Consider the following 24,203-nt stretch of genomic DNA (forward strand, 5'->3'; position numbering starts at 1 on the left):
TTGGTTCGGTGTTTTGCTTCTAATGTCTTTTCTTATAAAACCATAATTGAACTTTTTCAGAAATGGTTGATAAATGTTGGAAAGTTGAGTCTGCTGCAAAGAAAAGAATGGCTAAAAGTAACAAGGCTGTTGGCGATACCGAAGTTAACGAGAACAAGTTTTTCATGGAAATACTTGTAAGAACCATTCCGATTAAACAGCCAATCATTACGCGCTTGCGGTAACGATTCATTGGTGAACTAATTTTATAAAGAACCATAAAGCCGACTGAAACTAGCAACAATGTTGCAGTCGTTGAAATGTCCGTTTTTTGAAGTGCAAGAATATCACCACAAATTAGTAAGGCACCGACTACCAACATATCCGTTAACCCACCAGGAATTGCTTTTGATAACACATTGAAAAGAAATTTTCCTTCAATGCGACGATGATTTGGTTCCAAAGCTAGAAATGTCGAAGGAATACCAATTGTAAATAAACTAATCAATGTGACTTGTGTCGGTTGTAAAGGATATGTCACGGCAAAAATCATAGCAAAGACAGACATTAGCAAGGAGAAAATATTTTTTACAAGGAATAAACTTGAAGAGCGTTCAATGTTATTAACTACTTGGCGGCCTTCAAAGACAACCTCCGGCATCGTTGAAAAATCAGAATCCAACAACACAACTTGCGAGGCTTGTGCTGTAGCTTGATTTCCTGAAGCCATGGCAATACTACAATCTGCTTCTTTCATGGCTAAAATATCATTGACTCCATCCCCTGTCATCGCCACTGTATGATCTAATTTTTTCAACAATAGTACAAATTGTTTCTTTTGTTCTGGCGTGACACGACCAAAAACGGTGTATTTTTCTAAAGCTTCTGTCTGGGCTTCCATTGTAGTTAATGTTCGCGCGTCCACATAATTTTCAGCACCAATAATGCCTGCCGCTTGTGCTACATTGGATACTGTTAAAGGATTATCGCCAGAAATGACCTTAATGGCCACATTTTGTTCAGCGAAATATTCAAAAGTTGCTTTGGCTTCTTTACGAATCGGATTCCAAAGAAGAATGTAGCCTAGAGGTTGAACCTCTGCTGCCAACGTTTCCTGAAATTCTCCTAAATACTTTCCGAACACCAATAAGCGATAGCCTTGACTTGTATAATGTTCCACTTCAGATTGATACATTTCATAATTGTCTCTCAAAATCATCTCTGGCGCCCCAAGAATATACGTCGCTTCCGGGAAAGTCACGCTACTAAATTTTTCGACAGACGAAAACGAGGTATAGCTAACGGCTTCCCTCTGATTATTAGTAACAAAAAATTCTTTCATAGCTTTCATCGTATCGTTGTCAGCTGACATTGTTCGACAAAAATCGCCAATTAATTTTTCGACATTGGTTAAGTCTGTACCATCATTTTCGATACTCACCACAGGAACCAACTCTTGGACTTCCATCGTGTTTTCAGTAATTGTTCCTGTTTTATCTACACATAACACATCAACACGCGCTAAAGATTCGATACTTTTCATGTTGTGCAATAAAACGCCGCGCTTCGCTAAGCGCATTGTGCTGGCAGCTAATGCAACGGTTGTTAAAAGGTATAACCCTTCCGGGATCATCCCAATCAAAGCAGCTTCCATGGAGACAATGCTGTCATGAAGCCCTTGATGGTTGATGAAATAACTTTGGAAAAATAGAACACAGCCGATCGGGATAATAATAATCCCTACCCATTTCACCAAACGGTTAATGGAACCGACCATCTCTGATTGTTCCCCTTTTTTAATTGATTTCGCTTCAAGCGTCAATTGATGAACATAGGCCTCAGCGCCAATTTTATCAATTCTTGCATAACAAGAACCTGACACAATAAAGCTACCTGACAAAAGTTGGCTATCTGCTACTTTGGTAATCTCATCAGATTCCCCAGTTAACAAGGATTCATTCACACGGACTTCACCAGATAAGACAATTGCATCCCCAGAAATCTGTTCACCAGATTTAAAGAGCACCACATCGTCCAAAACCAGTTCATCTGGCGAAATTTCTTGTTCTTGGCCATCCCTCACAACGGTTACTTTTGTAGCGTTTAGAATATTTAAGCTATCTAATACTTTCTTCGACTTAATTTCTTGGTAAATTCCAATGACCGTATTAATGATTACTACTGGCAAAAAGGTCATATTTTTATAAGATTGTACCAGCATTAATAACACACCTAGTACCACAAAAATTAAGTTGAAATACGTAAATACGTTATTAATAACAATCTGTTTCGTTGTGATAAACTCTGTATCGACGGCAGCATTGACTAAGCCTTTTCGCTTTCTTTCTTCAACTTGTGCGGCCGTCAAGCCTTGTTTATCTTCTGGATAATAGCGTTCCGCGTTAGCAGTCACTGCTATTGGTTCATTTTCTTGCATTTCTTTTTTTCTTCTCAAACACATCACCCCTTGTTCTAGTCGACTCTTTCATCGTCTCCTTCTCTCCCACAGTATAGCACTGAATAAAAATTTAGATAACAACTAGCGTCCAACTATAGAAAAAAATTATACATTTCCTAAACATTGTCATTTTCAGGAACAAGCTAACGCAAAACCTTTTCATTTACTTGTTTTTCCTTTACTATAGTAAAGAAGAAATATCAAGAAATGAGGAACAATTGATGGCACAGAATCACGTAATTAAAGTTAGTAAAAAAACATTAGCAGAGATGACCACTGTTTATCAACCCAATCGTTTAAATAAAACGGTCCCTTATACTGTCTTTGTGGCCAAGGTTGGCACCACTACCATCACTGCTTATCAATCAGGTAAAGTCATGTTTCAGGGACCTCAAGCTGAAAAAGAGGCCGCTCGTTGGGAAGGAACGAGTACCACACCACAGAAAAAAGTTTCTGCCCAGACTACTACACTGCCTGCTGATTTTGGCAACTGGTCTGTGATAGGTTCCGATGAAGTCGGTAATGGTAGCTATTTTGGTCCTGTAACTGTCTGTGCTGCCTATGTTGACAAAAGCATGATTAGCAAACTAAAAGCATTGGGTGTTCGTGATTCCAAAGAATTAACCGACCCACAAATTATTCAATTGTCACATGTCATTAAAGAACTGATTCCTTACAAGTTATTAATCGTTGAACCAAAAAAATACAATGAGATCCAACCAAACTACAATGCTGTACACATGAAAGTCGCTTTGCATAACCAAGCGATTTATCTGTTGCTACAAGAATTGGCTCCCACAAAGCCAGAAGGGATTTTAATTGACCAATTCACCCCTGAAAATAACTATCGGAAATATGTTCGTAATGAAAAAAATCAAGTCACTGAAAAATTGTTCTTCGTCACTAAAGGAGAGCAGTATCATGTTGCCGTTGCTGCCGCCTCTATTATTAGCCGCGCTGCTTTTTTAGAAGAGTTAGACAAAGAATCTGCAGAATTGGGTTTCTCTGTGCCCTCTGGTGCTGGCAGCAAATCAGACCAAGTAGCCGCCCGTATTTTGAAAAAAGGCGGCCTAGACTTATTAGCGAATTACGCGAAGCTGCATTTTGCAAACACCCAAAAAGCCCAAAAGTTACTATAAAATAAACACCAAGCAAAAGTCCCAATGCCGATTAGCGGCGCTGGGACTTTTGCTTGGTGTAAAAAATTATTTTTCAATTTCGATAAACAGGACTTTTAAGTAATTACCTTCTGGAAAATTAGGATTCACTTGAAAGTCTGCCGGTAATTGATACGTGTCCGTAATCTTGTAACGGACATTTTTCTCTTGCAAGGCAGTAATCACCATTTTTTGATATTTGGCCAAGGATAAATTTGCCGCATTGGTTGAGGCAATAAGCGTTCCCTTATCCGTTAAAATATCAATAGAATCTTTCACTAGCTCCCCATAATTTTTAGCAACGGAAAAAACTTTCTTTTTGTTGCGAGCAAAACTTGGCGGATCCAAAATGATCATGTCATAACTCAAACCTTTACGTGAAGCATATTTAAAGTAGTCAAAAACATCCATGACAATAATCTTTTGCGCGGCAAGATTTAAATGATTGACTTCAAATTGCTCAGTCGTTTTCGGTAAGCTTCGTTTAGCTAAATCCACACTAGTGGTGGCTACGGCACCTCCCATAGCGGCAGCTACTGAAAAAGCACCTGTATAACTAAACATATTTAAGACTGTTTTACCTACTGCAAAACCATCTACTAATCGACCACGAACTTCTTTTTGATCTAAAAAGATGCCTGTCATTAATCCTTCGTTTAAATAGGTAGCAAATTGAACGCCATTTTCAGTGACAAGTAATGGCTCGGGTGCTTGTTCGCCATACAAAAACTGTGATTCGGGTAAATTTTTTGTGGAAAAACGAATCTTTTCGTAGGCACCAATAATGTCAGGGTAAACTGTGCGAAACGCCGTCAAAAGTTCGGCTTTTTTCTGATAAAGGGTTTCATTATACCATGAAAAAACGGCGTAATCTGCATAGCGATCGATGATTAGACCCCCAATGCCATCTCCTTCTCCATTAAATAATCTATAAGCGGTTGTCAGCGAATCCTTTTTAAAAGATGTCCGCTTCTCACGACTTATTTCAAAAAGTTGTTGAAAAAAAGATTGATTAATTGGTCCATGCCATGACAGCAACCAACCAATTCCTTTATTTTGTTCGCCTAAATATCCTTCGGCTAAATGCTGGCCTTTACTATCAATCAAAGTAAGCCAATCTGTTGGCAACGGTGCTGGCACTTGTTGCAAATCTTCTTTCTGAATTAAAGGATATCCTTTTTTAAATTTATGTTCTGCTTTTTTAGTTACTTGAAGTTTCATTCTGTACACCTACTTTTCAAAGTCCTATCTAGTATAGCAAAAAAAGGCCCATCTGTCTTTAAAGGATTCAAGCTTCACGTCATTTAACGAACTAAAAAGTTTAAGGAAATAGTAAGTTTTCTTTAACATCACCATTCCTCACTTCGGTCAGAATTGACATAAAATTTGTGAAAGAGTAAAATTAAAGCGATATTGTAAAATACGAAATTTACCTAATTTTACTTTTATAGAATCATCGTTTAGAAAGGACGTTTATTTTGAAAAAATTATTTAAAACAAATATTTTGAACACGCGACTGGGGTTATTCTCACTAATCGCCATCTTACTGTGGCTAAAAAACCTCTTTGCGTACGCCGTTGATTTCCATTTACGTTTGGAAAATATTAACGAGTACTTCATACTCTTAATTAATCCAATTGCCACAACGGTCTTTTTATTAGCCATCGCTTTGTATGTTCGCCGTAAAAAAGCTTCTTATATTACAATGATGATTATTTACTTCTTGATGAGTTTACTGCTCTTCTCAAATGTCGTGTATTATCGAGAATTTACTGACTTCATCACAGTTAATACGATGCTTGGTGCTGGCAAAGTAGCTAGCGGTCTTGGCGAAAGTGCCTTACGTCTCTTTAGACCTTATGACGTCATTTATTTCTTAGACTTCATTATTATTGGCGTATTATTATTAACGAAAAAAATTAAAACAGATGCGCGTCCAGTCCGCGCACGTGTAGCAGTCTCTGTCACACTCCTTTCTGTTGTCTTTTTCTTATTCAATCTATTTATGGCTGAAACAGAACGTCCCCAATTATTAGGACGTCAATTCTCTCGTGACTATATCGTGAAATTCTTAGGCTTAAATGCCTTTACCGTATACGATGGCATTACAACTTACCAAACAAACCAAGTCCGTGCCGAAGCTAGTGCTAACGATATGAAACAAGTTGAAGATTACGTGAAACAACAATATGCGGCACCCGATGATAGTAAGTTTGGTATTGCAAAAGGCAAAAATGTAATTTATATCCATTTAGAAAGTTTCCAACAATTTTTAGTTAATTACAAATTAAAAGATGAAAATGGCGTAGAACACGAAGTCACACCATTTATCAATAGTCTTTACAATAGTAAAAGTACCTTTAGCTTTGATAACTTCTTCCACCAAGTTGGTCAAGGAAAAACAAGTGATGCCGAAACGTTACTTGAAAATTCACTATTTGGTTTAGACCAAGGTTCACTCTTTACACAAGTTGGTGGGAAAAATACGTTTGAAGCAGCACCCGATATTTTAAAACAAACCCAAGGTTACACTAGCGCTGCTTTCCACGGAAATGCCGGTAACTTCTGGAATCGAAATGAAACCTATAAACGTTTAGGCTATGACTATTTCTTTGATGCTAGTTATTATGATGTTAATTCAGATAACTCATTCCAATATGGGTTACACGATAAACCATTCTTTAATCAATCCGTTCAATATTTAGAGCATTTACAACAACCGTTCTATTCTAAATTTATTGCTGTATCCAATCATTATCCTTATTCTCAATTTACAAACGATGAAGCAGGATTCCCAATTGCAAAAACCTCTGACGAAACAATTAATGGTTACTTTGCAACAGCGAATTATTTAGATAAAGCGGTCGAAGAATTCTTTAACTACTTGAAATCTTCAGGTCTCTATGAAAACTCAGTCATTGTTCTTTATGGCGATCACTATGGGGTTTCTAATTCAAGAAACCAAAACTTAGCAGAGTTAGTAGGTAAAACCAAAGCAGATTGGAACGATTTTGACAACGCCAATATGCAACGTGTTCCTTATATGATTCACGTTCCTGGTCAAGAAAATGGCGGTGTGAACCATACGTATGGCGGCCAAGTTGATGCCTTACCAACCCTTCTACACTTGCTTGGTGTCGATACGAAAAACTACATTCAGTTAGGCCAAGATTTATTCTCTAAACAACACAATCAAATCGTTGCTTTCCGCAACGGTAATGTTGTAACACCTAAATATACTATTTTAGGTTCTAGCATTTACGATACTAAAACAGGCACTTTAATTACAGAGCCAACCGAAGAAGTTAAGAAAGAAGTCGCTGATTTAAAAGCCAAAGCGACGAAACAATTAGAAACGTCTGACCAAATTACTAACGGTGACTTGCTTCGTTTCTATACCAATAGCGGCTTAAAACCAGTTAACCCAGAAGACTATGATTACAAGAACCAATTGCAACAACTGGAAGCAATTGAAAAAGAAAAAGGTGAAAAATCAACGAGTGTTTACAGTAAAAACAATAATAAATCAACCGTTGATGAATATCACACTGACAGTTATCAAGGCTATCAAAAAACGGGTAAATAAATCTTCAAAAAGCTTGAGCAATTTGCTCAAGCTTTTTTGCTACTTTTTCATAATTAATTCATATTATTTCACTATACTAAAGATAGTTTAGAGAGGTGAAAGTTGATGAGAAGTGTCCGTTACGCTACAGCTAGTAGTTTTTATCATAAAAAAATCACGTTAATCACCGCACTCTTCTTCTTCCTGTTCTCTTTCTTATTGACTGGGCTGTTTAACTTAATTGATTTTGAAAAAGAGTTTTTACGAACGATGCCAGACTTTGTCGATATTGAAAAACAAACTAGTTACCATTACCAACTGATTCAATACTATTGGTACCTCTATCTAGGTAGTGTCATTTTCTTTGGTGTTACTTTTCTTCTGTTGATGTATGTGACATTACGCATAAAAAAGGAAGAAATACATACATGGTATCACATGCACTTTTCAAATATGTATGTCACCAAACAGCTCTTACTAGAGTTGTGTTTACCGGCTCTATTAGGAATTTTCAGTTTTTTACTTTTCACTTTAATGTTTCAAGAAACGTATAATACTGTTCTTTGGGCTGCCCGTGATGCTATTTTACAGTGGTCTCATTTGGAAACTCCAGCATTTTTAGCTAAAAGTACCGACCAGGATGTCACAATTACAAATATCCAGCATTTAGGGATTCAAACGATCCAAGCGTTTTCTTTTGATTTTAAAAGTATGCAGTCACTTTATACAATTCGTAACTGCTTTGTTAACTGCTTAATCTTGCTTGGTATTCCTCTTGTTTGCGGGACTCCTTTCACGTTGATTTATTTACGTACACATCAGAAATAAGGGAGGGATTTTCTATGAATGTCACACCATCATTCAAAAAAACAACCGAAAAAAAATCCTCATTCGACGCGTTAGCTTTGCGAGAAGTTTATGGAATCATTTATTCTGCTCCAGAACAAGAACTCGCATTGGCCGATTTTTTCCAAACAAACCAATTAACCATTACTAGGCTTTCTTCTAGTGAAACCTTTCTGCCCTACTTGCCATTAGAAGAAAATTTATTTATTGCTAGTACAATCAAAGAACGGGATCGAAAAGTAGTTCTAACCGAAGCTTTCCAGGTGTTCCAATTAGAACCAGCCTTACTTGGTCGTTCCTTTACTTCTTTTACGACTTTTGAAAAAATTAAAATGCGCATAATACAACTTTTGCTTTCAAAAACAAGTACGTTAGTGATTGATGACATCTTTTCTTCATTAACGATTGGACAACGTCAAGAAATTTTACCTCAATTAAAAATAGCAGTTCAAAAAAGAAACAAGCGCTTGCTATTTCTGACAAAAGATCCACAAATTATTGATAGTCCCTATGTGCACCCCCTGTCTCTACATGCGTTATTAAACTAAAGAAAACGTCTGACACTGATTGTGACCAGACGTTTTCTTTAGTTTTCAGTGATTTCAACATCAGGAAATGAAATAATAAACGTGGTGCCTTTACCAAGTTCACTTTCAACATTGATTTTTCCTTTATGCAAACGGACCAATTGTTGAACGATTGGTAAGCCTAATCCTGATTCTCCATATTTCGTATTTTTACGGGATGGATCTACTTTGTAATAACGATCCCAGATATTCAGAATTTGCTCTTCCGTCATGCCGATTCCTGTATCAGAAATACGGACAATAGTTTCTAAATAGCCTTTTTCTAAAGCAAGATGAATTTCGCCATTTTCAGTAAATTGGATCGCATTTTGAACAATATTGACAACAACTTGCACGAAACGATCATAATCAGCATACACATCAATTGGTTCGGTGGTGTCTAAATACAATTGATTACCAGCGGCTTCAGCTTTGGCCGTTAGTTGAGTCACAATATTTTCTAAAGCTTCTTTTCCGTTGAACTTCTTCACAACAATTTGAATCTGGTTGGTCCGAATTTTTTCATAATCAAGATTTTCATTGACTAAGCGAATCAAGCGAGCGGTCTCATTTTGCATCAGTTTAATCGCATTCTCTTTTTGATTTTCAGGAATAGCATTATACTGCAATCCCTCTAACAAGCCATTAATAGTTGTTAAAGGCGTCCGCATTTCATGAGAAGCATCCGCCATAAATTGACGACGGCGCTCTTCTTGCCGATTGATTTCTTCTTGTGATTCTTTTAAAGACGCGGCCATTTTATTAAAATCTTCTGCTAGGTCATCAAATTCATCTTTGTCATGAACCGGTAATTGAATATCAAAATTTCCACTAGTAATTTCTTTGGTGGCTTTACGCATCCGATTAATTCGTTTCACTTGGAAAGTCGCAAATAGATAGCTTAGTAACAAGGCAATCACACCAGAAAAAATAAAGCCTTTAATCAAGTTTTGTGTCACGGACTGAACACTTCGGTCAACGTTTTTGGCAGGTTGTGTAATAACGAGTGAACCAATAATCACTTTTTTATCAGAAGACTGATTTGATGCATACACCGGTAACATTACATAGGACGAAGTATTTCGGGCCCCATAAATATCAATGTTTTCTGTTGCATAAACACGATTGCCTTTCATGATTTGATCCCAATTTTTATCGATTAAGGAAAAGTCTAATTTTTTTGTGCTATCAACTGGTGGGTACTGCACTTCGCGGTCCTTGTTAATAAACACAAATTGCACATCTTGCTTCTGGAGTACGCGCTCAGTCAACTGAAATGAATAGGATAAAACATCTCGATCTGAAACGCCTGCGACATTAATAAAAAAGTCACGTGTTTCTAAAGCCGATTCTGCATAACCATATAGCTGTTCATAGTTATTTTCTTGCATTGTGCGCTTGGTCAATTGTGTGAAAGACGTTCCGACAATGAGAATAATCAGAGCAATCACACCTATAAAAGCAAGTAATTGTTGATACAAATACTTCATTAAGCAACACCTGAATCGTCGAATTTATACCCTACGCCCCAAACCGTTTGGATGACTTGAGGACCCACTTTTTCAATTTTTTGTCGTAATTTTTTGATATGGGCATCAACTGTCCGTTCATCGCCAAAGTATTGATAGTCCCAAACCAATTCTAGTAGTTGTTCGCGTGAAAAGACTTGGCGTGGTTTTTTTGCTAAAGTGTATAGCAAATCAAATTCTTTAGGTGTTAAGCCTTCAATTAATTGATTATCTAAATATGTTTCTCGTGTTTTCGTATTCATTTTAAAATGATCCGTAATCACATCAAACGTTTCATCTGTATTCTCAGACGTATCATGCGCAGCCTCTGCCACCTCGGCACGACGATGTAGAGCTTTCATCCGTGCAATCAAAGTTAATGGACTAAATGGTTTTGTCACATAATCATCCGCACCCATTTCAAGGCCAATTACTTGGTCACTTTCAGAATCACGAGCAGTCAACATAATAATGGGAACATTGGCTGAAACTTTGCGAATTTCACGACAAACAGCCATCCCATCCATACTAGGTAAGTTTAAGTCTAACGTAATCATGTCCCATTTTTCTGGCGAAGCAAGAAAAGTCGCCAATCCTTCTTTGCCATCATCTTTAAAGGTAGCTTCCCACCCTTCATTTAAGAAAAACATTTGCATCATTTCTGAGACGGATTCATTGTCTTCAATCATTAATATATTCATTTCATTCACTCCTTATTCACTTTTCATAAAACTGCTCTATTGTAGTATACTCTAAAATTGAATTTGTACCAACCGATTCTATATTTCTTCAAAAATCCTTTACAGAACCATCAAAAATCACTTTTTTTCCTGCTCTTTTAAAGAAAACGAAGGGAACCCATTGTCTTTTCAGAAAAGTTTGTTAAAATAACAAGCGTAGAGAGGATGTTAGGGTATGGATAAAATGAAAGCTATTGCTTTTTTTGATTTAGATGGAACTTTGTTAGATGGAACCTCGCAAATTACTCCTGAGATTACCGCAGCAGTGGCGGCCTTGAAAGACAATCAAATTTTACCTTTAATTGCGACAGGACGGACCTTGTGTGAGATTCAGCCAATTATGAAAGCCAGTGGCATTGATTCTGCGATTGTAATGAACGGGCAATTTATTCATTATGAAGGAAAAACGATTTATTCAGATGAATTTACAACAGAGGAATGTGTTTCACTGCATGAACATGTCAAACAGCGTGGTCATGAATTGGCTTTTTACAATGAGCGCCGTATTTTTTGTACAGGGCATACTGGCACAGTGAAACAAGCCTATGACTATATTCATTCAGCTGTTCCAGAAATTGATCCCACAGGTTATGAGAATGATGCCGTCAACATGATGTTGGTCTTAAGTCAACATGGCGATGATGATGAATATTACTATGAGCGGTTTCCTGAATTGACCTTTTATCGCAATGGTCCTTTTTCAATAGATATTGTTCGTAAAGGGGTCTCTAAAGGCTCTGGTGTCAAAAATCTTTTTAACACCTTGGGATTAAACGGCATTCCCACTTATGCCTTTGGTGATGGCATCAATGATTTGGCGCTGTTTGAGGCCTGTGATTATGGAATTGCCATGGGTAATGCGCGTGAAGAATTAAAAGAAAAAGCCACCTTTATTTCAACTAAAAATACTGAAAATGGCATTGTTAATGGCTTGAAAAAATTTGATTTACTATAAGAGAAAACTACCTTCTTCTATTGATGTACTTTAGAAGAAGGTAGTTCTTTTGTATGTTCATTTTTCTTTTTCTGCTGTGCACAGAGAGCTACTCCCACTACTTGAATCAGCAAAATCGCTCCCAACAAACAACTTAATACGATGTTTCCTGATAGGATTGTTCTTCTGATTAAAATAATTAATACGACACTGCTAATTCCGTAGAGTAACCATTGGTTGTCCATTTTTATTGACCCCTTTGTTTTTCTATGTTTAGGATAGGATGTTTCCTACTAAAATGCAAGGAAAGATCCTAGATTCTTACAACTAACCCATAATTTTTACTAATTCCTTATTTGTTTTCATTTATTCTTAAGATTCGTTTCATTTTTGTAAAAAATCACACTTTTTTTCTATCTCTGTTTTAAATTGCGTACAGTTCTTAAAAAAAATGATACACTAAAAGTGAACTCGAAATGAAAGGAGCCATTCCTTTGGTTAATAGCGAAAAAAGAAAACAATTAATTATTGATACATGCATTTTAGCTGGAAAAATTATGCTGGAAAGCGGATCTGAAGTATATAGAACCGAAGATACAATTACTCGGATTGCAGCAAATGCTGGCGAGCCAGAGAGCGTTTGTTACACGACGGCTACAGGGATTTTCGTGGGCTTTCGTTCCAGTAATTATACGCAATTAGAAAACATCCCCCAGCGCTCGATTAATTTGGAAAAAGTTAGCCTTGTCAATCAATTATCAAGAGAATTTGCGCAAAAGGAGATTACTTTGCCAGAGCTTTATCAGCGCTTAACTCTATTAGAAACAGATACCCCCACTTTTTCAATTTCGTTACGCTTGTTAGCAGCCGGGATTGTTAGTTGTACGTTGATGTACATTTTTGGTGGCACTTGGCAAGATTTTATTGCAACTTTTTTTGTTGGCGTGATTGGGTATACCAGTTATCTTTTTACCCAAAAGTTATTCCAAGTTCCTTACCTCGATTCATTCGCAGCCGCTTTTGTCATTGGTTTGTTGGCCTATTTGGCTGTGCATTTTCACTTAGCGGTCAACATCGATAATATTATTATTGGTGCGGTGATGCCATTAGTTCCAGGTGTGGCGATTACGAACTCTTTTCGCGACATTTTAGCCGGCCACCTCATCAGCGGGACGGCGCGAGGGACAGAAGCTATTTTTATTGCTGGGTCTGTTGGCCTGGGAATTGCCTTGATTTTTAAATTATTTATGTAAGGAGTGTTCAAATGGAACTAATTTTTCATCTTCTCTTTAGTTTTTTAGCGACTGTGACGTTTGGTATTATTACGAACATTCCTCGTAAAGCACTGGTGGCTTGTGGCATTACTGGCATGACAGGCTGGATGATTTATTATGTCTTAACGCAAACTTTTGATACTAGTCAAACCTTTGCAAACTTTTTAGGAACGGTCGGGTTAGGAATCGCTAGTATCTTTTTTTCCCGTTACAAAAAAATGCCGATGATTATTTTTTATATTCCGAGTTTGGTTCCTTTAGTGCCAGGAGGCCCTGCCTATCAAGCGGTTCGGAGCATTTTATTAGGAAATATTGATGACGGGTTGCAGTTGATTTTAAAAGTTGTCTTTACTGCTGCAGCTATCGCAGCGGGCTTTATGGTGACATCGTTACTGGAACGAATTGTCAAACGTTTTTTCCCCAAGCGACTCTTCCGATTGGTCAAAAAATAAAAAAAACAAGCTCAGAAAACGAGCTTGTTTTTTTATTCTACTTCTTCAAAGAACAGCAACAAATCTTGTAGCGTTAATTGTGCTTTTTCAGCAGCGTTTAAATCTTGAACAATTTTACCTTTTTGTAAAACAATTAAACGATTGCCATATCGTAAAGCATCTTCCATTCGATGGGTAATCATCAAACAAGTTAAGTTCCCTTCTTCAATCCGTTGTTCCGTTAAGTGCATCAACTGCTTGGATGTTTTGGGATCTAAGGCAGCAGTATGCTCATCTAAAAGTAATAATTCTGGTTTTGTGATAGTGGCCATTAATAAACTTAAGGCTTGGCGCTGACCGCCAGAAAGGTTACCTGTCGGTGTATCCAGATGATTTTCCAAGCCATTGCCAACTTCTTGACAGATTTTTGTAAACAAGGCGCGTTGCTCATTTATCTTCCGTAATGTTAAGGGACGTTTTTGTCCGCGTTTCATGGCAAGCAATAAATTTTCTGCCACAGTCATTCTTGGTGCTGTCCCCATTTTAGGATCTTGAAAAACACGCGCTAGAGATTTGGCCCGTTTGACTTCAGAAAGATTGGTGCGATTGACTCCTTCAATTAAAAATTGTCCTTCTGTTAGTGTCAAAGTTCCTGCTAAACTATTGAATAGCGTACTCTTGCCTGCGCCATTTCCACCTAAAACAGTAATGAAGTCCCCAGGATAAATGGCTAAGTTCACATGATCCAAAATCACTTTTTTTTCATTCATCCCATTATCAATGATTTTTGTCGCATTTTTTAATTCAACAACTGGTTTCATTTCGTTTCCCCCTTATCAGAAAAGCCGTGTAGTCGTAATGCTTTTTTCAATTGTGGGATCATTAAACAGATTGCTAAAATCACTGCTGAGAAGATTTTCAAATACGTCGTATCAAAGCCTAATTTAATCACTAATAAAATCAATAGTTGATAAATAATACTCCCTACAACAATCGCCATCAACCGTTCACCAAACGTTAATTCTCCAAACAGTACTTCACCAATAATGAGTGAAGCCAAGCCAATCACAATGACGCCGGTTCCTTTACTTACATCCGCATATCCATCATTTTGGGCAATCAAAGCGCCAGATAAGCCAATCAAGCCATTCGATAAAACCAATCCTAAAATTTTCATGCGATCCGTTTGAATGCCAATCGAGCGAGCCATTTCTTCATTGTCACCTGTCGCAATATAGGCTTGTCCTAAACTAGTATTAAAGAAAAATAACAGTAAAATCATTACCACAGCCAAAACACTAATCCCTAAAAAAATAGTATCATAATAATCTGGTAAGGCCATTTTTTGAAAAACATCTTGAATCTTCGGTTGGTTTAATAAAGACTTATTTGGCGACTTCATCACAAATAAAATCACGGAATTTAAACCAGACATCACTAAAATTCCTGCTAAAATAATTGGAATTTTTCCTTTTGTAAATAGTAAACCAGTCACTAAACCGGCAAGCATTCCTGCTCCGACCCCTAAAAGAGTCGCTACAAATGGTGAAACCCCTGTTGTAATGGCAGTTACACAAACCGCCCCCCCTAACGGAAATGAACCTTCTGTGGTCATATCTGGAAAATTTAAAATACGATAAGTCATAAAAATACCTAGTCCTAACAAGGCCCATAACATTCCTTGTCCAATTGCTGAAACAATCATCGCTTCTCCTACTTTCTTTGATAATTAGTTAATCAATTTCGATTTTTTTGCTAGCTCTGCGGGAATCGTAATTCCTAACTTTTGAGCTTGTTTTTCATTGATAATTGTGTCTCCTGTATTAAAGGTATAAATGGGTGTAGTTGCTGGTTGACTTTTCCCAGACAGAACCTCTGCTGCCATTTTGCCGGCTTGTACCCCCAACGCATGTTGATTAATCCCAACAGTTGCTAAACCGCCTTGTTCTACCATTGTATCCACCGAAGGAATAATCGGCGTCTTGGTTCGATTTGCTTCTCCAACTACCGTTTGCATGGCGTTAGCAATCGTATTATCAGTTGGTATATAAATCACATCTGTTTCCTTAGTCATTACTTGAACCGTTTGTGCAATTTCATTACTTGATGGCACAGCATATGTTTTCACTGTCAATCCTTTGTCTTCAGCTGCTTTCTGCGCTTCAGCTACTTGGTATCGAGAGTTTTCTTCTGAGGAAGCATAGAGAATACCTATTTTTTTGGCAGCTGGTACCAATTCTTTTAGTAAATCCATCTGGGCTGACAAAGGTGATTGATCACTAACACCCGTGATGTTACCGCCTGGCTTTTGATTGTCTTTCACCAATCCAGCACTAACAGGGTCCGTAATGGCGCCTAAAATGATTGGGATTTCTTGGGTAGTGTTGGCTAACGCTTGCGCAGCTGGCGTGGCGATACCAATTAAAACGTCTGCCTTTTTTTGTACTAATTGTTGACTCATGATTGCTAACTTACTCTGGTCGGCTTGACCATTTTGAAAAATAATTTCTAAGTTTTTGCCTTTGTCATAGCCATTTTCCTTTAACCCTTCTTCGACACCTTTATAAATTTCGTCCAATGCGGGGTGACTGACAAACTGCAAAACCCCTACAGTAACGGTTTCTTTCTTTGAATTCGTCACTTTTTGATTCACAAAAAAAGCACCAATTAAATAAATAGCTAATAAAGACACGACAAACGTTAAACGTTTATTTTTCATTTTGCATTCTCCTAACTGCCCTTTTGTTTGGCAACTTTTTCTTTTTAATAATAAAACCATTATCTATAGGGCATTTCTTCCGTTGAAAGTGAAACTGAGATTCGTAATCCTCTGCTTAGTCAAAATCTAAGGAACACTTTTTTACAAATGTCAGGATTTAGCTGCGACGAGGATTGCAACTTTGGTGAGAATCGCAGGAGCACTTTTTTTACGATTGTGACAACGTTCTCTTCCCTCACCTTGTACTACTCATCACTCTTGAAGGCCAAACTGCGGCGAGTATACGCAGCCTGCATCTACTCTGTCACTTCGTGCCAATCGTAGTGCTTGTCAGGATTTAACTGCGACGAGGATCGCAACTTTGGTGAGAATCGCAGGAGCACTTTTCTACGAATGGGACAACGTTCTCTTCGTTCACCTTGTGCTACTCATCACTCTTAAAGGCCAAACTGCGGCGAGTATACGCAGCCTGCATCTACTCTGTCACTTCGTGCCAATCGTAGTGATTCGTAGCAAAAAAACAACGACTTATCCTAAGTGTTTAGGAGTGGTCGTTGTTTTTATGCAAAACAAAAACCACATAGATGGGTCCTCTATGTGGTCGTTTTTTCTTCTTGAATATAACCAGCATAGATACACTTTTTAGAATAAGTCTTCTAAAGTTGTATCTATGAAAGAATCATACATACAACTATCTACGCCAGTTTTGCCATGATTGGTGCATTTCTTTTACGTTAGATAATTGTGTCATGTATTTCCCCTCCTAGTTATGTTGTTAAAGGTAGTCTACACTATATTGATTTTGTTCGTCAAGAAAAAGTTTTTATTTTCTTGCATTTCTTTTACTTCTAAAAAACGAGCCACTCTTATGAGAGGCTCGTTTTTCTTTATTTCAGCATATTTACCACTTAATTGTTTCGGTTTCTTTCAATTTTCACGGGAACTTTAACTGCTTGTTTTTGCGATTGAATCAGCCATAAACTTACTAAAATCGTCATTGAAATTACTAATGCCATCGAAAATCCCCTCTTTCTAATTCCTTAAAACTTTCTACAATCTAAGTTTAACATAGCTAGCTATTATTCACCAGTTTCTGGTACTGTATCAGTGCTTTCTGTCGTCGTTTTAGTAGATTGAGCAACGCCAGTCGTGCTGGTCGTCGTCTGTGTTTCAGCGTTCTTTGCTGCTTCTTTTTCAGCTTCTTGGGCTGCCTTTTGTTGGTCTTTCAAAACGCCAGCCATCGGTAATCGATTTAATTCTGGTATTAATTGTGTTTTTAAATCCATAGATTTTTCGACAACCGTCCGTGTCTTTTCTTTGCCATTTTCAAAGAAAACAAGCGTAATCTCATCGCCGCTAACATTGTATTGCTCTTGTGCTTTGCCAGCATTATAAATTAACGGATAGATATACAGCGAACGATGAAATTCATTCATTTTATCTGAATTAAACAGCTTCACCATTTGATCGTATTGCTTGCCAGATGGTTTAGCAAACATGACTGACATGGCTCCTGTTTCTTGGATTTTCTTGTCTGCTGTTTTGTAATCTAAGACACTGACTTTCTCTGATTTGATGGGTCCTGCGACTAACGATTCAACTTGAGCAGCTCGAATATTTTTCTGCATCGTTGGAATAAAAATGATTGAGCCAATTATTAATACTAATGCTACAATAGCGGTAATCATTAACAGTTTTCTTTGTCTTAATTCATAAAATGCCTCTTTTAGTTCTTCCATAAAATTATTCAACTTCTAATCGCTCCTCGCTTTTAGTTCTTATCTATTATACTAATCATTTTCTTTCTTGCCTACCCTTGCGCTTTAATTACTAAAAAAATCAACAAACTTCCCCAGCTTTCTATGGAAAACCCAACTCCTTTTTAACAAGCTTCTTTCTTAAATTCAAAAACTCCGCTATAATAAAGCTATTAGTCGGAAAGAAACGAGGGATTTATTATGTCATTTGATGGCGTATTTACTCATAGCATGGTTCATGAGTTGACAGAAACACTCGTAAGTGGCCGGATTTCAAAAATCCATCAACCTTATGAAAACGAAGTCGTTTTAGTCATTCGTGCGAAAGGTAAAAACCATAAATTATTATTATCAGCACATCCTAGTTATGCGCGCATACAACTATCTACAATTACCTATAGCAATCCAGAAACACCTCCTAATTTTGTGATGATGTTACGAAAATTTCTGGACGGTGCCATTTTAGAAACGATTCAACAAATAGAAAATGATCGCGTGATTCACTTCACCTTTTCAAAAAGAGATGAACTAGGTGACTTACAAAATATTGTTTTGATTGTTGAATTAATGGGACGTCACAGTACAATCGTTTTAGTTAACCAATCTTCTGGAAAAATCTTAGATGCGATAAAACACATTGGAATGAGCCAAAATAGTTATCGTTCGTTGCTTCCTGGAGCAACTTATATTGAACCGCCAAAACCAATGGGACTTAATCCGCTCACGGCTTCAAAAGAAGAAGTCTTTGCGCTTCTTTCTACAGCTCCTGAATTAAACGGACGCTATTTACAACAGCATTTCCAAGGTCTAGGCAAAGATACAGCAGACGAATTAAGTGCCCGTTTACTTGCACAACCAAATGAAAAAATGGCCATCTGGACGGAATTTTGGTCCTCAGTCACTGAAGCTGTTGTACCGACATTAACCGTCACTGAAAAAAAGGAATATTTTACGCCCATTCCTTATCAATCATTAGCTGGTGAACAAACAACGTATCCGACACTCAGTGAATTACTAGATGCCTTTTATTCTGGTAAAGCAGAGAAAGACCGTGTCAAACAACAAGGCGGCGAACTAATTCGCAAAATTGAAAATGAACTAAAAAGAAATCAAAAGAAACTTAAAAAATTACAGCAAACCTTAGCCGATACAGAAAACGCTGAAAATTACCGTCGCGACGGAGAACTATTAACAACCTTCATGGCACAAGTCCCAAAAGGAGCCACCGAGGTGGAATTACCAAATTATTATGAAGAAAATGCACCGTTGCGTATCTCACTAAATCCTGCACTTTCACCTAATCAAAATGCACAAAAATATTTTCAAAAATATCAAAAATTGAAAAATGCTGTCCGAGTTGTTAAGACACAAATTCAGCAAACGCAACAAGAAATTTCTTATTTAGAGTCAGTTGTGGCACAACTTGAAATTGCGACACCAATGGACATTGAAGTGATTCGTGAAGAACTGATTGAGCAAGGCTATTTAAAACGTAAAAAAAATAAAAAACAAAAACAGCCGAAAAAAAGCCAACCCGATCTTTTTTATGCCACAGATGGCACACCTATTCTCGTTGGAAAAAACAATTTGCAAAATGATCAATTAACTTTACGAACCGCTAAAAAAACTGATTATTGGCTCCATGCCAAAGATATTCCTGGATCTCATGTAATTATTCGTGACGCACATCCTAGCGAAGAAACCCTTACTGAAGCCGCACTTCTAGCAGCTTATTTTTCAAAATATCGACTTTCTTCACAAGTGCCTGTTGACTATGTCCAAGTAAAACATGTGCATAAACCCAATGGAGCAAAACCAGGTTATGTGATTTATGAAAACCAACGAACGTTATATGTGACGCCAACAGAAGAATCGATCAAAAAAATCCAGCAAAATAAGGATTCTACTTCCTAATTATATTAAACTAAAAAACAACGTACTGCCGATTGATCGTACGTTGTTTTTTTGCATTGGCAAAAACATTTATCAAGTGATAAATAACACAAGTAAGCTCAATTAGTTTACAAACTAGCTATTTCTCTCTATACTGACTGTTGGAGGTGAAATTCATGGTCTTTTTACACATTATTTTTGGGATGTTTGCCTTTATTGGCGCTTTAGGTTTAGGTGTCGCCTTCCGCGATAGCTTTACAGAACTTTCAACACCAAAGAAAGCAGCGATTATTTTATCTTACGTAGGTGCGATTGGTTCAACAGTCCTAGGGTTCACATCAGCAACAAAAAATCCATTTGTTTTAGCTGCAACAGTTGTCTTAGTTGTCGCCTTTTCTGTTGCTCTTTTCAAAAAAAGCAGTAAAGAAACAAGCAAATAACAAAACCTTTGAAGAGCGGCATAGCGACAAGCTACCCTCTTCCTTTTACATACTATTTAAAGGAGTGAGGCAAATGTCTCTGACTATTTCTGAAGAAGTAAAACAACGTTTAGCCCCTTTCTTAACTGAAACGAACACCTTCTTGTTGGTAGCAAATGACGGCTCTAATCCTTATTCTTCCGCAGAAGGTTGTTGTATGATTGGCGATCGTTTCATTATCGTTCCTGTTGATCAAGCAGAAGCGCCTTATACCGAAACAATTGCTAATGATTCTTTTCACGTCTATACTTCGACGTATGACCAAATGTTTTTAACAGGGCATTTACAGCTAGTGATTCATCCGAATGCGGGAACCATTACTTTAAAAAATGAAAGTGGCATATTAGATAGTAATGTGGACATTTATCAACACTAAAAAAGCAAACAAAACGTTTACGCGTTTTGTTTGCTTTTTTAGTGTTGAAAGGCTTGAAAGGTAGTAATGATTACGTACATCATGCCCGATGCAATAATCGGACCAGCTGCAATTCCTTTTAAAAAAACGACGCCAAGAATCGTTCCAAAAACTAAGGCCACCGTAATCTCAGGCGATTGATTAATTAAACCTACTCCTTTTGAGGATAAAACAGCCACCAGAATTCCACAAAGTATCCCCAGCCATCCCATCGGTGTTTTGAATGATTGGATTAAATCCTTTAAGCCAATTTGTCCTGTAGCAATCGGGACTAAAATGGTAATTGAAATAATTGTGACGCCTAAATTAATGCCTTTATCTGACAACCACGACATGATTTTCGCACTATTTGGTAAAGCCTTTAAAGCAAGCACAACAACTGACGCAATTAATAAACTTTGATTTTTTGCAACAAACGCAATCAAGGCAATCAGTAGTAAAAAAAGCCAACTTTCCACTGGTTGTCCTCCTTTCTGATTTGGTTCTTTCGTTAACCAAACTTTCTTGTCTTTCCTATTTTAGCAAAGAACCTCTTTAATTACCATTCAGCTTCAGTAATTATTGTCTTTTTCACCCGAATCTTGCTTAGAAAAAACGAGTTAAAAATTAATTTTTTCTCATAACAAGCCTTTTTCTCTTTGAAAAATTATTTTATGAAGTATACTAATATTAACTATAAAGTAGTTTACTTGCATTTATACTGGATATTCGATATCCTATTTAAGGCTCTTCAATTGAGCGAGCATCACAAAAGACATTTTAGTAGCAATTCTTGGGGAAGTAGTGCTACTAAGATGTCTTTCCTTTTTTTATTTTCACTAACAACATACGTTTCTTATATTAAAATTCACAACTCTTTATAAATAAAAGCGCCTGCCCCACAGTTGTCTGGACTGTAGGGCAGGCACTTTTCAAGTCATTTAAATACGTTTTAGTTTTCTTTCAAACGATAAACACTTGGACTTGGGTTAAGGAAACCTGCTTCTAAAATTTCGATGTTAGTTAATGCTTGCTCTTTAGTTACTAGTTGCGGTGCACCATTTCTCAACGTTTCATAGACGGCATCATAATAACGACCGTAATCACCTACAGGCGTTTTAATTTGTTTTTTAATCCAGTCGCCATTGCCATTACGGTAGGTCACTTCTCCATAATACATTGGTGAATCTTCTCCAAAGCCTGGTGCATCCGGCATGATTCCGGCTTTTAAATCATTTTCTTGTTGATCTTCGCCATATTTGATGAACGAGCCATTGCTACCATGAACAATAAAACGTGGATACGGACTAGCGACAGAATGATTCGTTTTAACTTTTACTTTTAATTTTGAACCATAATGTAAATCAACGTCAAAATAATTATCGACTGCCTCACTCACTTCATTATTACGAATATCATAAGTGACTTGATCTGGACGCCCGAAAAGAGCAATCATGCGATCCATTAAATGAATGCCTAGTCCGTAAAACGAACCATTTTCTTTAGGTCCTTGTTCCGTGATACTTCCTGGTCGATAATAATCAATATGTGTTTCCACTTCATTGATTTCTCCTAAAAAGCCTTGCTCTACTACTTGCTTCATCGCTAGGTAATCGCCGTCGAAACGTCGATTTTGATAAGGCATCACTACTACCCCTTTTTCTTGCCCTAAAGCAAATAATTCCTCTGCATGTTCTAACGTATCACAAAATGGTTTTTCCACAATCACTGATTTACCAGCTAAAATGGCTTGTTTGGCTAAATCATAATGTGTATGCGCAGGCGTACAGATTGTGATCAATTCAATTTCTGGATCCGTCAATAATTCATTAAGGTCAGTGGTAAAATTTACGCCTTTTTCTTTAAAGGGCGCTGCTGCTTTTTCATTAACATGTAAATCGAAAATCGTTTTCACTTCTAGTGTTTCTCGAATCATTACGTAAGGTAAATGGTAACGGTTGGCACTTTTACCAAATCCAATAAACCCCATTTTTACTGTCATATTTTCCACACTCTTTTCTTATAATTAGATAAGTCCATTTGTTTCAATGACTTTTTGATACCAATAATAACTGTCCTTCGGGATTCTTTCTAAGGAACCTTTTTGTGTTTCATCTTGATCCACATAGACAAAACCATAACGCTTTTGATAGCCGTTAAGCCACGACAGTAAATCGGTGTAACTCCATGTACAATAACCAATAACTGAAACGCCATCCGTAATCGCCTCTTGAATCGCTTGGATATGGCTTCGCAAATAATCAATGCGATACGTATCGTGAATTTGTTTATCTTCTGTTAAGGTATCATATTCGCCTAACCCATTTTCAGTAATTAAAATAGGCACTTGATAGCGACTAGCTAATCGTCGTAAGGCAATTCTCAAACCTTGCGGGTCAATGGCCCAATCCCAATTCGTTCGTTCAACATATGGATTATTTACTTTTTTAAATAAACCCGGTACCCCAGATTCCGTTTCAGAACCCTTTTCACCCGTTGTATTCATCTTCCCTATTCCAACACCATCTAATGGATTAGCAGCAACCGTATCCGTCCGATAATAATTTATACCTAGAAAATCAGGTTTGGCTGAACGTAGTAACGCTAAATCGCCCTCTTTTATCGTTGGGGCCACACCTTGCTCCTGTAAGTAATTTAATGCGGCAATTGGGTATTCTCCCCAAAGATAGACATCTAACCAAAAATGCGACAACAAATCTTCTGCATTTTCTGCCGCTAAAACATTGGCAGGATGCGCATCAACGGCATAAACAGGCGTATAAGCAAAGCTAGGGCCAATTTTGCCAGGCATTTCTAATTCATGAAACGCATTAATCACTGCTGCATTGGCTAAATTAGCAATATGATTGGCCTCATACATCCGTTTATTGTCTGTTACGCCGGGAGGATGCACGGCTAATTGATAACCTAACGAAGTAAACACATTTTGTTCGTTTAAACTAATCCAATAGCGAACTTTGCCACGGAAAGCGTCAAATAAAATTTTCGCATAGGCCACAAAATCAGCAATAATTTTTCTTGATTCCCAGCCACCATATTCTTTTTGCAAAACAGCTGGCAAATCCCAATGATATAAAGTTACCATTGGTTCAATTCCTGCCGCTAATAACTCATCAATTAAATCTGAATAAAATTTCAGTCCTGCTTGATTTATTTGACCACGCCCTTCAGGTAAAATTCGTGTCCATGCAATCGAGAAACGATATGCTTTTAAACCTTGTTGTTTCATTAAAGCCACATCTTCTTTGAAACGATGATAATGATCGACGGCTAAATCGCCAGTTGTCTCTTTGAACGTTTTTCCTGGTAGCCGAACAAATTCATCCCAAACAGATGCGCCTTTGCCGTCTTCATTCCAAGCACCTTCTACTTGATAAGCTGCCGAAGCAGAGCCCCATAAAAAATCTTGCGGAAATGCTTTTAGTTGATGATGTTCCATTGTCATTCCTCCCTCTTTTCTGTGCTGCCTTTTTATTGTAAA

Annotated in this window: 22 protein-coding genes; 10 read left to right on the plus strand and 12 right to left on the minus strand. The window is 37.4% G+C overall.

Annotation, left to right across the window (positions count from 1 at the left end):
- Nucleotides 1-19 precede the first annotated feature (19 nt).
- Entirely contained in the window at nucleotides 20-2,440 is a 2,421-nt protein-coding gene (locus HMPREF2810_RS11155) for a cation-translocating P-type ATPase (RefSeq protein WP_002419826.1), read from the minus strand.
- A 218-nt stretch (nucleotides 2,441-2,658) separates the two neighbouring features.
- Here HMPREF2810_RS11155 and rnhC point away from each other — a divergent pair, with 218 nt between their 5' ends.
- Nucleotides 2,659-3,576: a ribonuclease HIII gene (gene rnhC, locus HMPREF2810_RS11160; protein ID WP_002382224.1), complete on the plus strand. Its 918-nt coding sequence runs from the start codon at nucleotides 2,659-2,661 to the stop codon at nucleotides 3,574-3,576.
- A gap of 66 nt (nucleotides 3,577-3,642) precedes the next feature.
- Here the strand turns inward: rnhC and HMPREF2810_RS11165 are convergent, their stop codons facing one another.
- Nucleotides 3,643-4,815, minus strand: coding sequence for a class I SAM-dependent rRNA methyltransferase (locus tag HMPREF2810_RS11165; protein WP_002382223.1), 1,173 nt, complete (start codon nucleotides 4,813-4,815; stop codon nucleotides 3,643-3,645).
- A 257-nt stretch (nucleotides 4,816-5,072) separates the two neighbouring features.
- On the opposite strand from HMPREF2810_RS11165, the gene HMPREF2810_RS11170 reads away from it, so the two are divergent.
- The 3 genes from HMPREF2810_RS11170 (at nucleotide 5,073) to HMPREF2810_RS11180 (ending at nucleotide 8,554) form a co-directional block, all read left to right on the plus strand.
- Entirely contained in the window at nucleotides 5,073-7,181 is a 2,109-nt protein-coding gene (locus HMPREF2810_RS11170; protein ID WP_002357869.1) for an LTA synthase family protein, read from the plus strand.
- Between the two features lie 105 nt (nucleotides 7,182-7,286).
- Entirely contained in the window at nucleotides 7,287-7,988 is a 702-nt protein-coding gene (locus HMPREF2810_RS11175; protein WP_070635609.1) for a hypothetical protein, read from the plus strand.
- A 14-nt stretch (nucleotides 7,989-8,002) separates the two neighbouring features.
- Nucleotides 8,003-8,554 carry a hypothetical protein gene (locus tag HMPREF2810_RS11180; RefSeq protein WP_002382220.1) on the plus strand — a complete coding sequence of 184 codons (552 nt, stop codon included), beginning with the start codon at nucleotides 8,003-8,005 and terminating at the stop codon, nucleotides 8,552-8,554.
- 38 nt (nucleotides 8,555-8,592) lie between these two features.
- On the opposite strand, the gene HMPREF2810_RS11185 is transcribed toward HMPREF2810_RS11180, so the two are convergent.
- Both HMPREF2810_RS11185 and HMPREF2810_RS11190 read right to left on the minus strand, forming a co-directional pair.
- Entirely contained in the window at nucleotides 8,593-10,062 is a 1,470-nt protein-coding gene (locus HMPREF2810_RS11185; protein ID WP_002382219.1) for a sensor histidine kinase, read from the minus strand.
- Nucleotides 10,062-10,781, minus strand: a complete 720-nt coding sequence (locus HMPREF2810_RS11190) for a response regulator transcription factor (RefSeq protein WP_002381953.1) — start codon at nucleotides 10,779-10,781, stop codon at nucleotides 10,062-10,064. Before HMPREF2810_RS11190 ends, HMPREF2810_RS11185 begins: the two co-directional genes overlap by 1 nt.
- A gap of 214 nt (nucleotides 10,782-10,995) precedes the next feature.
- On the opposite strand from HMPREF2810_RS11190, the gene HMPREF2810_RS11195 reads away from it, so the two are divergent.
- On the plus strand, nucleotides 10,996-11,775 hold the full coding sequence (locus HMPREF2810_RS11195) for a Cof-type HAD-IIB family hydrolase (RefSeq protein ID WP_002382217.1): 780 nt from the start codon (nucleotides 10,996-10,998) through the stop codon (nucleotides 11,773-11,775).
- A 17-nt stretch (nucleotides 11,776-11,792) separates the two neighbouring features.
- Here HMPREF2810_RS11195 and HMPREF2810_RS11200 read toward each other — a convergent pair whose 3' ends face one another.
- Nucleotides 11,793-11,999 (minus strand): hypothetical protein, encoded by a 207-nt coding sequence (locus HMPREF2810_RS11200; protein ID WP_002357875.1) that lies wholly within the window; start codon nucleotides 11,997-11,999, stop codon nucleotides 11,793-11,795.
- A gap of 231 nt (nucleotides 12,000-12,230) precedes the next feature.
- Here HMPREF2810_RS11200 and HMPREF2810_RS11205 point away from each other — a divergent pair, with 231 nt between their 5' ends.
- Entirely contained in the window at nucleotides 12,231-13,007 is a 777-nt protein-coding gene (locus HMPREF2810_RS11205; RefSeq protein WP_002382216.1) for a threonine/serine exporter family protein, read from the plus strand.
- 11 nt (nucleotides 13,008-13,018) lie between these two features.
- Complete coding sequence (locus HMPREF2810_RS11210) at nucleotides 13,019-13,480, plus strand: threonine/serine exporter family protein (RefSeq protein WP_002382215.1); 462 nt, start codon at nucleotides 13,019-13,021, stop codon at nucleotides 13,478-13,480.
- Nucleotides 13,481-13,512: 32 nt separating this feature from the next.
- Here HMPREF2810_RS11210 and HMPREF2810_RS11215 read toward each other — a convergent pair whose 3' ends face one another.
- The 4 genes from HMPREF2810_RS11215 to HMPREF2810_RS11240 all read right to left on the minus strand — a co-directional run bounded on the left by HMPREF2810_RS11215 (nucleotide 13,513) and on the right by HMPREF2810_RS11240 (nucleotide 17,917).
- A complete protein-coding gene (locus HMPREF2810_RS11215; RefSeq protein ID WP_002357878.1) occupies nucleotides 13,513-14,280 on the minus strand; it encodes an ABC transporter ATP-binding protein in 768 nt (255 codons plus the stop codon).
- The gene (locus HMPREF2810_RS11220; RefSeq protein WP_002357879.1) at nucleotides 14,277-15,164 is read right to left on the minus strand and encodes an ABC transporter permease; all 888 of its coding nucleotides are present in this window, start codon (nucleotides 15,162-15,164) and stop codon (nucleotides 14,277-14,279) included. Before HMPREF2810_RS11220 ends, HMPREF2810_RS11215 begins: the two co-directional genes overlap by 4 nt.
- Before the next feature lie 24 nt (nucleotides 15,165-15,188).
- Complete coding sequence (gene trpX, locus HMPREF2810_RS11225; RefSeq protein ID WP_010715117.1) at nucleotides 15,189-16,178, minus strand: tryptophan ABC transporter substrate-binding protein; 990 nt, start codon at nucleotides 16,176-16,178, stop codon at nucleotides 15,189-15,191.
- A 1,079-nt stretch (nucleotides 16,179-17,257) separates the two neighbouring features.
- The gene (locus tag HMPREF2810_RS11240; protein WP_002382211.1) at nucleotides 17,258-17,917 is read right to left on the minus strand and encodes a hypothetical protein; all 660 of its coding nucleotides are present in this window, start codon (nucleotides 17,915-17,917) and stop codon (nucleotides 17,258-17,260) included.
- 219 nt (nucleotides 17,918-18,136) lie between these two features.
- On the opposite strand from HMPREF2810_RS11240, the gene efbA reads away from it, so the two are divergent.
- The 3 genes from efbA (at nucleotide 18,137) to HMPREF2810_RS11255 (ending at nucleotide 20,683) form a co-directional block, all read left to right on the plus strand.
- Nucleotides 18,137-19,849, plus strand: coding sequence for a fibronectin-binding protein EfbA (efbA, locus tag HMPREF2810_RS11245; protein WP_002416118.1), 1,713 nt, complete (start codon nucleotides 18,137-18,139; stop codon nucleotides 19,847-19,849).
- Between the two features lie 155 nt (nucleotides 19,850-20,004).
- Nucleotides 20,005-20,268: a hypothetical protein gene (locus HMPREF2810_RS11250; protein ID WP_002382208.1), complete on the plus strand. Its 264-nt coding sequence runs from the start codon at nucleotides 20,005-20,007 to the stop codon at nucleotides 20,266-20,268.
- Between the two features lie 73 nt (nucleotides 20,269-20,341).
- Nucleotides 20,342-20,683 carry an iron-sulfur cluster biosynthesis family protein gene (locus HMPREF2810_RS11255; protein ID WP_002391631.1) on the plus strand — a complete coding sequence of 114 codons (342 nt, stop codon included), beginning with the start codon at nucleotides 20,342-20,344 and terminating at the stop codon, nucleotides 20,681-20,683.
- A gap of 38 nt (nucleotides 20,684-20,721) precedes the next feature.
- Here HMPREF2810_RS11255 and HMPREF2810_RS11260 read toward each other — a convergent pair whose 3' ends face one another.
- From HMPREF2810_RS11260 to HMPREF2810_RS11270, 3 genes are all read right to left on the minus strand, one after another.
- A complete protein-coding gene (locus HMPREF2810_RS11260) occupies nucleotides 20,722-21,180 on the minus strand; it encodes a DUF441 domain-containing protein (protein ID WP_002357887.1) in 459 nt (152 codons plus the stop codon).
- Nucleotides 21,181-21,653: 473 nt separating this feature from the next.
- Nucleotides 21,654-22,703, minus strand: a complete 1,050-nt coding sequence (locus tag HMPREF2810_RS11265) for an oxidoreductase (protein WP_002382206.1) — start codon at nucleotides 22,701-22,703, stop codon at nucleotides 21,654-21,656.
- Between the two features lie 24 nt (nucleotides 22,704-22,727).
- Entirely contained in the window at nucleotides 22,728-24,161 is a 1,434-nt protein-coding gene (locus tag HMPREF2810_RS11270) for a glycoside hydrolase family 1 protein (RefSeq protein WP_002382205.1), read from the minus strand.
- Between the last annotated feature and the right edge of the window lie 42 nt (nucleotides 24,162-24,203).

It is taken from the genome of Enterococcus sp. HMSC078F03 (genome assembly GCF_001811595.1).
Lineage (GTDB): Bacteria > Bacillota > Bacilli > Lactobacillales > Enterococcaceae > Enterococcus > Enterococcus faecalis.